This is a genomic window from Amycolatopsis acididurans (genome assembly GCF_012328925.1).
Lineage (GTDB): Bacteria > Actinomycetota > Actinomycetes > Mycobacteriales > Pseudonocardiaceae > Amycolatopsis_E > Amycolatopsis_E acididurans.
The window spans coordinates 1-9,632 of the sequence record NZ_JAAXLS010000096.1 but is presented as its reverse complement, the minus strand read 5'-3'; the positions used below and the strand labels follow the sequence as shown (position 1 = coordinate 9,632).

13 protein-coding genes are annotated in these 9,632 nt (G+C 67.8%); 6 read left to right on the top strand and 7 right to left on the bottom strand.

What is annotated here, in order from left to right:
* Positions 1-73: 73 nt before the first annotated feature.
* Complete coding sequence (locus HFP15_RS41805) at positions 74-460, bottom strand: integrase (RefSeq protein ID WP_168524110.1); 387 nt, start codon at positions 458-460, stop codon at positions 74-76.
* Entirely contained in the window at positions 457-912 is a 456-nt protein-coding gene (locus tag HFP15_RS41800; protein WP_168524108.1) for an AbrB/MazE/SpoVT family DNA-binding domain-containing protein, read from the bottom strand. Before HFP15_RS41800 ends, HFP15_RS41805 begins: the two co-directional genes overlap by 4 nt.
* Positions 913-975: 63 nt before the next feature.
* Here HFP15_RS41800 and HFP15_RS41795 point away from each other — a divergent pair, with 63 nt between their 5' ends.
* The 3 genes from HFP15_RS41795 (at position 976) to HFP15_RS41785 (ending at position 3,148) form a co-directional block, all read left to right on the top strand.
* Complete coding sequence (locus HFP15_RS41795; protein ID WP_168524106.1) at positions 976-1,194, top strand: hypothetical protein; 219 nt, start codon at positions 976-978, stop codon at positions 1,192-1,194.
* An 89-nt stretch (positions 1,195-1,283) separates the two neighbouring features.
* A complete protein-coding gene (locus HFP15_RS41790) occupies positions 1,284-2,270 on the top strand; it encodes a radical SAM/SPASM domain-containing protein (protein WP_312872011.1) in 987 nt (328 codons plus the stop codon).
* A gap of 26 nt (positions 2,271-2,296) precedes the next feature.
* Positions 2,297-3,148: an aminoglycoside phosphotransferase gene (locus tag HFP15_RS41785; protein WP_210718581.1), complete on the top strand. Its 852-nt coding sequence runs from the start codon at positions 2,297-2,299 to the stop codon at positions 3,146-3,148.
* On the opposite strand, the gene HFP15_RS41780 is transcribed toward HFP15_RS41785, so the two are convergent.
* Both HFP15_RS41780 and HFP15_RS41775 read right to left on the bottom strand, forming a co-directional pair.
* Positions 3,135-3,908 (bottom strand): AAA family ATPase, encoded by a 774-nt coding sequence (locus tag HFP15_RS41780; protein ID WP_168524102.1) that lies wholly within the window; start codon positions 3,906-3,908, stop codon positions 3,135-3,137. The two genes, HFP15_RS41785 and HFP15_RS41780, sit on opposite strands and share 14 nt — an antisense overlap.
* On the bottom strand, positions 3,905-4,918 hold the full coding sequence (locus HFP15_RS41775; RefSeq protein WP_168524100.1) for a recombinase family protein: 1,014 nt from the start codon (positions 4,916-4,918) through the stop codon (positions 3,905-3,907). The genes HFP15_RS41780 and HFP15_RS41775 overlap by 4 nt, the downstream gene beginning before the upstream one ends.
* A gap of 508 nt (positions 4,919-5,426) precedes the next feature.
* On the opposite strand from HFP15_RS41775, the gene HFP15_RS44095 reads away from it, so the two are divergent.
* Positions 5,427-5,849 (top strand): toll/interleukin-1 receptor domain-containing protein, encoded by a 423-nt coding sequence (locus tag HFP15_RS44095; RefSeq protein WP_210718580.1) that lies wholly within the window; start codon positions 5,427-5,429, stop codon positions 5,847-5,849.
* On the opposite strand, the gene HFP15_RS41765 is transcribed toward HFP15_RS44095, so the two are convergent.
* Positions 5,735-6,187 (bottom strand): hypothetical protein, encoded by a 453-nt coding sequence (locus tag HFP15_RS41765; protein WP_168524096.1) that lies wholly within the window; start codon positions 6,185-6,187, stop codon positions 5,735-5,737. The genes HFP15_RS44095 and HFP15_RS41765 overlap by 115 nt on opposite strands.
* A gap of 263 nt (positions 6,188-6,450) precedes the next feature.
* Between HFP15_RS41765 and HFP15_RS41760 the strand changes: the two genes are divergently transcribed.
* Complete coding sequence (locus tag HFP15_RS41760) at positions 6,451-6,693, top strand: CHC2 zinc finger domain-containing protein (protein WP_168524095.1); 243 nt, start codon at positions 6,451-6,453, stop codon at positions 6,691-6,693.
* A 286-nt stretch (positions 6,694-6,979) separates the two neighbouring features.
* Here HFP15_RS41760 and HFP15_RS41755 read toward each other — a convergent pair whose 3' ends face one another.
* Together HFP15_RS41755 and HFP15_RS41750 are read right to left on the bottom strand one after the other, a co-directional pair.
* Complete coding sequence (locus tag HFP15_RS41755) at positions 6,980-7,993, bottom strand: tyrosine-type recombinase/integrase (RefSeq protein ID WP_168524094.1); 1,014 nt, start codon at positions 7,991-7,993, stop codon at positions 6,980-6,982.
* Positions 7,983-8,360 carry a hypothetical protein gene (locus tag HFP15_RS41750; protein WP_168524093.1) on the bottom strand — a complete coding sequence of 126 codons (378 nt, stop codon included), beginning with the start codon at positions 8,358-8,360 and terminating at the stop codon, positions 7,983-7,985. The genes HFP15_RS41755 and HFP15_RS41750 overlap by 11 nt, the downstream gene beginning before the upstream one ends.
* Positions 8,361-9,122: 762 nt before the next feature.
* On the opposite strand from HFP15_RS41750, the gene HFP15_RS41745 reads away from it, so the two are divergent.
* Positions 9,123-9,458: a transposase gene (locus tag HFP15_RS41745; protein ID WP_210718579.1), complete on the top strand. Its 336-nt coding sequence runs from the start codon at positions 9,123-9,125 to the stop codon at positions 9,456-9,458.
* Positions 9,459-9,632: the final 174 nt, after the last annotated feature.

Genomic DNA, 9,632 nt, shown 5'->3' with positions numbered 1-9,632 from the left:
CAATCCCCACATCGCCGGGTATCTGCCCCTGGTCATCGCCGCCGCCGGGCCCGGTGCCCACCGCACCTACGCCTCATACTGGCGGCGCGTCCTTGGCGCGTTCGGCGACGGCGCGGGTGTAGATGGCGCGGACGGCGCCGATGAGGTGTTGGCCGGTGTACTGGCCGGCCTGGTGGTTGGCACGCAGTACCCGGTCGGCGATGACGTCCCGCATGAGGGTTTCGATGTCGGTGGCCGTGATGTGATCGAGGCGACGGTCGCCGAACGCGCCAAGGACGCGCCGCCAGTATGAGGCGTAGGTGCGGTGGGCACCGGGCCCGGCGGCGGCGATGACCAGGGGCAGATACCCGGCGATGGTGGGGATTGAGGCTGGTGGCGTCGAGATCAGATCGTCTGGGGTCAGGCCGAGTTCTGCGAGTAGCAGTTGCGCGATGCGCACGGCTTCCGGGCCGGCGGTCATGACGCACCTTCTCCCGCCGTACCCCGCTCATGCATCGGGAAGGTGGCACCCGTCGAGCACTCGGCACCGCTGGCTCGGCGGACGACCGGACCGGCGTGGAGCAGGCTGGCGTCGTGGGCGAGCAACTGGGCCACGACGGTCGCGGGGTAGACGAGCAGCGTGTCCCACGCGGTGACAGCGACAAGTACGACACGGGCGTTGTCGGCGATGCCCAGCAGTTTCCGGGCACCAGCAGGCAGGAAGACCTGGCCCCGTCGGTTGATCTCCGAGACGCCGGTGTTGTGCCGGCGCAGGATGATCACGGAGTTCCGCGGGTCCACCACGATCCGATCACGGGGTGCCCAGCCCAACGCCTCGATCAGAGCGTGGTCCCGGACCCGACCGGAGTGACTGATCGCGGCGACGCCGATCAACATTCTGTCGCTGGCGACCGCGGACGGCAGCGGAGACATCGGCAGTACGTTGGGGGTTCGAGGTGGCGGCACAGTGTCTGGCGGGATCAACGGTGCCACCGGATGTTCAACGGCCATAGCGAACGGAACGCCATCGACGGCGCCTCGGCAACCGCGTCGTGGGGCCGTGTCCGGGGTGGACGTTCGGTTTCAGTGAGGGCGGCGCTCGACGCGACGAAGTCGGTGTCTGGGTCTGAGGAATATCGGAACGAAAACCAGCGCGAAGCGATGATTCTGCTGGTCAATGAGTCGGGCCCCGGCTTGGTGAAATGTTCGCTGTGACCTGGGGCACCGTCCGATGGGTTGGGTGCGTCGCTTGCGGCTCGGGTGCCTCATGTTGATCCGCTCGGGTGAGCAGCGTGATCTTGTCGGTGTGGTCGGTCAGACTGGTGTGCGGTTCCGGGTTGCTCGAGGTTGGGGAGGCTGTTGTGAGTCGGGTGTCGTTTCTGTGGGCGGAAATCACCGGTCGCTGTTCTCATCAATGCGTTCACTGCTACGCGGGCAGCTCGCCGGCGGGGTCGGATGGTTCGATGACCGAGGGTGACTGGCGGCGCGTGATCGACGACGCCGCCGCGCTGGGGGCGGAGATGGTGCAGTTCATCGGCGGGGAGCCGACGATGCACCCGGGGTTACCGACGTTTATTGACCACGCTCTGGGCCGGGGGTTGGCGGTGGAGGTGTTCTCGCATCTGGCGCACGTGACGCCGGCCTTGTGGGAGGTGTTTTCCCGGCCGGGCGTGTCGCTGGCCACGAGTTACTACTCCGATGACCCGGTCCAGCACGAGGCGATCACGCGGCGGCGCGGCAGCCATGCCGATACCAGGGCCAATATCGCGGAAGCGGTCCGGCGCGGTATCCCGCTGCGGGCCGGGGTGATCGACCTCGGCGGCGGGCAGCACGCCGACCAGGCCCGTACGGAGCTGGTGGACCTGGGTGTGCCCTCGGTGGGCTATGACCGGCTGCGGCAGGTCGGGCGGGGCGTGCGCGACCAGCAGGCCAGCCTTGAGCAGCTGTGCGGTCGCTGCGGGGACGGGGTGGCCGCGATCTCGCCCGACGGGGCGGTGTGGCCGTGCGTGTTCTCCCGGTGGCTGCCGATCGGCAACGTGCTGGAGGCCGAGCTCGCCGAGATCCTGTCCGGCCCGGAGGCCGCGCGGGTCCAGGCGGAGCTGGCTGGGGCGTTCGCCGCCCGCACCGCGGTCGCGAAGTGTGAGCCGAAGTGCGCACCGACGCCGGGTAACCCGTGTTATCCGGACTGTGGCCCGTCCTGCCAGCCGAACTGTTCGCCGCGGTGCAGTTCGACCTGCAACCCGACGACGTGCAGCCCGAACTCATGCTGGCCCAAGTACAAGGGACGGTGACCAGCCCGGCCGCGTAGCCTTCGGGTATGTCCTCCCAGTTGGACTTCACCCCGGACGGCAGCCACGAGGCGTGGCTGGCCGGGGCCTTTTCCAAGGCCGCGGCCGAGGCCGGCGCCACGGTGGCCGGGGAGCCGGTGTTCGGGTGGCGTGAACGCACCATCGGCGCCCCGGTGGACACGCCGGACGGGCCGCGGTGGCTGCGGGTGGTGTCGGAGCACCATCGGTGGGCGGAGGGCGATTTCTGGACCGGCAACGCCGACGCCGCCACCATCACCGGGGTGGCCAAGCCCCGGTTGCTGGGCTGTTGGGAATGGCACGACGGGGACTACCGGCTGCGCGCCGAGGTGATGACCATCGTCCCCGGCCGGCACTGTTCAGCCACCCCGGAGCTGCACGAACCCTTGCCGCTGCCGGATTTGTGGTGGCGCGAGCTGCGTGGCTCGCTGTACGCGCTGGCACAGGTCGACACCGTGCGGGTGCACGTGTCCCAGGCCGATGTCGCGCACCGGATCCGGGTGTTCTTCGGCGACCGGGTTACCGATCCGACGGTGAGTTCGTGGTCGGCGGCGCACACCGATCTGCACTGGGCGAACCTCATGGCGCCGGGGTGTGCGCTGGTGGACTGGGAAGGCTGGGGCATGGCGCCGGCTGGGTTCGACGCCGCCACCCTGTACCTGCATTCGCTGCTGGTGCCGGAGATGGCCGACCGGGTGGTCACGGCGTTCTCCGCGCAGCTTCAGGCGCGGGATGGGCTGCTGTCCCAGCTGTTCGTGACCGGCCGGATGCTGCTGCGCATCAACTCCGGTGACTACCCCGAACTCGCGATTCCCTTGCACCGCAACGCCGAGCGGGTCATCGAGGTGCTCACTCGTCGGTGAGCAGGTGCCGCAGATATCGCTGTGGTGTGGTGAGGAAGTCGCGGGTCAGCCGCACCGGCAACGCGTCGTCGTAGGGGACGGGCGAGATTTCGCCGTTCTCGGCAATTTCGTAGATCGTGGCGCCGGGCAGGGCGAGCAGGATCGGCGAGTGCGTGGCCACCACGATCTGGCAGCCCTGCTCGGCGAGTTCGGCGAGCCGGGCGAGGACGGCCATGCAGCCGCGGACCGACAGTGCCGCTTCCGGCTCGTCGAGCAGATACAAGCCCTGCGGGCCAAATCGGTGCGTCACGAGGTCCATAAAGGACTCGCCGTGGGAGCGTTCGTGTGGCGAGATCCCGCCGTAGGAGGGGAGTAGGGGTGGTCCGGGTTCGCGGTTGAGGCGTTCGATCTCGGTGGCGACGTTGTAGTAGGACTCGGCGCGTAGGAAGAACCCGGTGCGCGGTTTCGCGGTGCCCCAGGTCAGGATCAGGGCGTCGCCGAGGCTGGATTCGGTGGCGCGGGTGGCGAACCGGAAGTTCTGGCTGCCGCCCTCCGGGTTGAACCCGGCCGCCACCGCGATCGCTTCGACCAGGGTGGACTTGCCGGTGCCGTTCTCCCCGACCAGAAACGTCACCCCGGCCCCGAGTCGTAGCCCCCCTGAGCGGGCCAGGTGCGCCACCGCCGGCAACGTGAACGGGTAGCGGCCGGTGTCCGCGGCCGGATCAAGCCGGACACCCTGGATGAACCTGCCGGCCGCGGTCCGGGTCCGGGAGGGAGTCATCGGGTGACCGCCTTCGCCGAGGACGACGACTCGTCGTACCCGGCCGCGTCCGGCAGCGGATCGTTGGCCAGGGTTGCGAAGTCGGCGTGGGCCTGCGCGACGGCGTCAGGGTGCGCTTCCCGCTTGGCGTGTTCGGCCAGGGCGCGGTAGATGCTGGCGAGGCTGGGGTTGCGGCCTTTGCGTTTGCCGGTGGGGATGATCAGGTCTGGTCGGATGTCCTCGACGGATTCGCCCTTCGCGCGGCGGCGCAGCACGGCGTGCAGCATGTCGTCGGTGATGACCGGGGGCCGTCCGCCGTGGTTGCCCTTGCGGGAAGCGGCATTCAACCCTTCAAGGGTGGATTCGCGGATGGTTTCACGGTCGGTTTCGGCCATCGCGGCGAAGAACGCGAACAGGAGCCGGCCGGTGCCCCAAGGGTCGTAGATCCCGGCCAGCTGCCCGGCGAGCATCTCCAGCACGATCCCGTGCGCGGTCAGGTGGTCGGCCAGCGCGGTCAGCTCGGCGGAGTCGCGGCCGAGCCGTTTCATCTCGCAGACGGTAAGAATGACCTGGCAGTGCGGGGCGTGTGCCTTGATCTGCCGGGCCGCCTCGAGGGCGGCCTCGAACTTCGGCCGAACCCGGATGCGAGTGGAGATCCTCTCGGCGAAGATCTTGTCTCTGGGGATGCCGTGGCCGACCAGCGCGTCAAACTGCGACTGGAGCTCCTGAGTCAGGTGCGAACAGCGGGCGTAGCCGATGCGGATGTCCGCGCTCGGAGCGTCCGCAGCGATCGGCGCCGGCGGCGAGATGCCCGGCCGCCGCGGCTGCCCCAGACCGCGATCGGCCGGCGTCGGCACCCGCAAGTTCTTCGCCAGCCGACCCACCCTGGTGAACCGGCCGGTGTGATACGTCCCGGCGACGGCGCCGGAGCGGGACCGGCACGGCGAGCCCGGTTCGGCCAGGCAGCGCGGGCACGGGTGCCGCTCGACCTCATCGGCGTCGGACAGCACGCCCGGTTCGATGGCTTCCATCCACGAATCCTCTCACAAACCTTTCTCAGAACCTCCCTGGCCGGCTATTTGAGTGAGAACCAGTTCTGCGACCGAGTGCGGCTTCGCGGGTGCCTCCTGTCAACGTCGGTAGTCGGTTGCACTGATGTCCGTGGTCCTCTGCACGATGACCGAGCGGCGCGGGTCCCGGCAGGACTGAACCAGGACTGTCGGGGGTCGCTTTTAGACTTGCACCATGCGATGCACAGCGCCCGTACGCGGCCACATCCGTGGTGGCGGCGCAGACTGCCCTGTTCATGGTGGCCGATACCGGTCGTCCTACTCCCCGTCCTCCTACTCCCCGTCCTCCTACTCCCCGTCCTCGTATTCCTCGCCGACCCCTCGTGCTTCGAGCGGTGGAGGCGGGTCCAGCGGTGGAGGTGGCGCTGGCCGATCGACTCGTCCGCGTTGGTCGCCGGCCAGTTCTCCCGTCACCTACAGCTCTGACGAAGTCGCGGCGCTGGATCGCTACCGTCAGAAGGTTGAAGCGGTGGGACCTCGCGCCGAGTCCTATGACCTGTTCCTCTGCCATGCCTGGGACGACCGGAGAGAGACCGCGACGGAACTGCACGACCTCCTCGAAGCGCGGGACGTGTCGGTCTGGTTCAGCGAGCGGGACATCATCCTCGGTCTGCCGTTCATGCGGGAGATCGATAAGGGCCTGGCAAAGACACGCATCGGTCTCGTCCTCATCACGCCTGCCTTCCTCAAGCGCATCGAGCGCGGTGGTGTGTCGGAGAAGGAGCTCTCTGAGCTGCTGGCTCGCGACCTGCTGATCCCCGTCGCGCACGGGGTGACCTACGACGAAATTCGGGCGATCAGCCCGCTCCTCGGCTCTCGCAACGGTCTCAGCACCGACGAGGACTCGCTGGAAGACATCGCTAGGAAGATCGCTGAACTCGTCGCCTTGTAGAACCTGGTCGCGAACCTCGCGAGTGGAGTGCCTCCAGGCCACCCCTCGGTCGGCTCGTCGATGCGGCAGCTGTCACGGCGCAGTGCCTTGCGCACCGGTTCGACCGCCTGGTCGTCGAATTCGTCCATGAGCCGCGCCATCGCCCGCAGTGCGCGCGTGATGTCGCCGTGGTCGGTCCAGTTCACCGACGCGGGGTGCTGCTGGGTGGTGGTGCGGCCGAGCAGACAGGCGTGTTCGTCCTCGAACCGGGGAAGGCTGCGGCAGCCGAAGGTGAGCATGGTCAGCAGCGGCCGCGCGGCCGCCCGGTCACCGCGGGCCTCGGCGAGGACCTCCTCCATTAGCGCGTTGACGTTCGGCGGTGGCCGGCTGGTCCTTCGTGCACCGCCTCGGCCCAGCTGGGCTCGAGCAGGTGTTCGCCCGGCACACCGCGCACCAGGCGTGAACTCCCGAGCGTCGGGAACATCGCGGCGGTGCTGGCCGTTGAATCAGCCTGAGCTTCGAGCTGTTCGCCGAGAAATTCCCCTCCTGGAACAAGAACTGGCGCTGACCTGACCAGCGTGACGCGCGCTTCTTGTCGGTGCCCGCCGCTACCCTCCCGGCCATGACCACGACCGCCGTCTCGGCGCCCGAGCCGGGACCTCCAGATGCTGACGGGATCGCCGAACTCGTCGGCCAGTACGTCCAGCTGAGCCCGCTAGGCGAGCAGCAGCTGCGCGGGGATTGCCCGTTCTGCCGATCGACAGCGTTCAGAATCCGGCCCCGCCACAACACTTTCCATTGCTACGGATGCGGGATCGGCGGCGATGCCCGGATGTTCGCCACCAAGATCGACCACCGGCCCTGACCAGGGCTACGACCGACCGCGCCCCTTTCCGGCGTATTCGGTTGCCACCCCAGGTACGCGGATACTGGCCTAACGACGCGCTCGCTTTGACCCGGGGATCTTGGCTTAGCGCCAACAGCTGTACCGCTGCGACTCAACCCCGGAGTGCAGCTGAGCGTCAGTCGGCAAGGCGGATGCTTTCCGCGGTATCGCCCAAAAGGAGTGGGACCGCCCTGGCCCTGGGCGGATCGGACCCTCGCGTTCCCGACGAGGAACCCCGGAACTCACGGGTTATCTCTTAGTCGCTCTACTCGCGGCGGGTGAGTGGGTGGGGTTCGCCGGTGAGGGCGGCGAGTGCGGTGGCGGTTTCTTCGACGGCGGCGCGGATGTAGGTGGTGGTGGAGCCGCCTGTGCGGTCGGTGTGGCCGGCGAAGGCGCGGGCGATGCCGTAGCCGTAGTGCCGTTCGGCCCAGGTGAGGGTGGTGTGGCGGAGCCAGTGTGTGCTGACGCCCTGGATGGCGGTCCAGGGCAGGGCGGTGTGGACGCGTGTCCAGAAGGTGTCGTAGTGGCTGGGGGTGAGTGGCCGGCCGGCGCGGGTGCGCAGCAGGGCGTCGTCGGGGCGGGCTGCGCCCCTGCTGACGGCCAGGCGGCAGAGTGCGGCGGCGAGGGTGGGGGAGATGGGCTGCCACCGGTGGGTGCCGCCTTTCTCCCGCAGTAGCACCAGACAGAGGTCGGGGTCGAGGTCGCGCAGTCGAAGTGCAAGGGCACCGCCGCGACGGCAGGCGGTCTCGGTGTGCAGGCGCAGCAGAAGGCTATCGAGGATCGGGTCGCGGCTGCTGAGAATTGCTGCGTCGGTGAGCTCGGCCAGCTGGGCCGTGGTGAGGGCCCGGCGAGTGGAGGGCAGCCGCCGTGGCCGGGCCACGCGTCGAGACGGGTCGCTATCGCGGTTGATGAGCCCGTCTTTGGCGGCCCACGTGTAGATCAGGCGGAATGCCAGCAGAAGGTGGTCGGCGGCGGCCCGGCCGCCGCGGCTGTTCCTGCGGCGGAGCGCAGCAGCCTTCGTGGTCTGCAGCAAGGTGGCGATCTCGGACGCGTCGACCTGGTCCAGGGGCCGTTCGCCGAACTCGGCGCGGATGCGGTTCCAGTAGCTGGTGTAGCTGGCTCGGGTCGTGGCGCTCACGACGGTCATCACCCGAGGCAGATATTCGGCAATGGTCGGCACTTGTGCCGCGCCGCCGTTGCGGTGCAGATCGTCTAGGGTCACGCCGAGCGCGTCCAGCACGTGACTGGCTGCGCGGATCGTGTCGTGGTCAGCGGCCATACGGTGCTCCGGTCAAGGCCTCGAAGAAGCCGGCCAGCACGGCGGTCACGACCGGGCAGGGGTGCACCAGAAGCGCGTCGTGTTCCGGGAAGGCGATCAAGGCGACTTGGGTGTTCGCTGAGATGCCGAGCAACTTGCGCGCCCCGACGGGCAGGAACACCTGGCCGCGATCGTTGATCGCGTACCGGCCGCGCGGATCGTGACGCACCCGAATCGTCGAATCGAGCAGCTCGACGGCCGTGCGATCACCAGGCTGCCAGCCCAGCGCGGTAAGCAACTCGCAGTCGCGGACCCGGCCGGAGCGACTCACCGCCGCCACCGCCAACAGCAGATCCACCCGGCCCGCCACCGTCGGCAACGGCGCCACCGGCACGGACTCCACAGCCACCGACTGGGGCGAAGGCGGGATGAGCGGCGCGACAGGGTAATCGCTCATCGCAACTGCCGCCCACGTCGACCGGCGAATAGCCAGGAAGAAAAAGGCTCGACGGACGAAAGTTCGTCCGCAACCCCGTCACAACACCAGGCGATACCGCCGCGACCCTTCGGAACCGCGCCAGCCATGCAGGGATGCTTAGGTCGGGTGCACCAAGATCCGTCCCACGGGACACCCTGGTGGCCTACATAGAGGACGAAATTTCGTCCGTTCCGGTGTCCGAGGGGGGAATCGAACACCTGTTCGCAGCATCCATGCGCAGGATGCGTGTTCATGCGACGGACCATAGCTGTAGACCGTGACCGAGTGCCAGCGGGTGTTCATCCATCTTGCTGGTCAAGGCGCCTGTCTCTCAATAGGCTTGGTCCCCCGGTCGGCGGTGCAGGGCCGGCTTTCTGATGGTGTCCGAGAAGGTTGTCGCAGTCATCAGTGACGTGTTCAAGTTGCCCTTGACGCTATCCGAGCGCCTGGTACGGGCGGAGGTGAGCTTCCTCTGGTTGTCTCGATACGTTGGCGATGTCGGCTACGGAGACGAGGTGGATGCTGTGCGAGACCAGGTGGGCAGTTTCGATGGCGTAGGCCTTGCCGAGCCGGCCCACGTGTTGGTCTGGCTACGAGCACTCGCCGCTAAAACCTCTATAACACTGCCTAGTGTCCCGTAATTCTCTTTTGTTTACGTTGTGTTGACGGGTCATGGCCACCAAACCCCACGCGGGCAAGGAGATCCACGTGGTGCTGGACAACCTGTCCACCCACACCACCCCCGACATTCAGACGTGGCTGGATGCGCACCCGAACGTGCGGTTCCACTTCACCCCGAAGGGAGCCTCGTGGACCAACCAGATCGAGACCTGGTTCGGCATCATCACCCGCCAGTCGATCCGCCGGGGCACCTTCTCCAGCGTCAAGGGGCTGATCAAGCAGATCCGCGAGTACATCGCCCACTGGAACACCAACCCCCAACCGTTCGTCTGGACCCCTCCGCCGAAGAGATCCTGGCCAAGGTCCGGCTCGTCCAGGCCAGTGTGAAGAAACTGGTCGACAACAACGGAAAGTAAATACAACAGAATCACGAGACACTAGTGGTCGCGCCCGTTAGTTCGTCGGGGTTGCCAGGCTGTGGTGTCGTTGAGGTAGAGCCCGCAGGCGCAGTCGAGTGCTTCTTGTGGTGTGCCGAAGGGGTAGCCGCTGGGCAGGATCGAG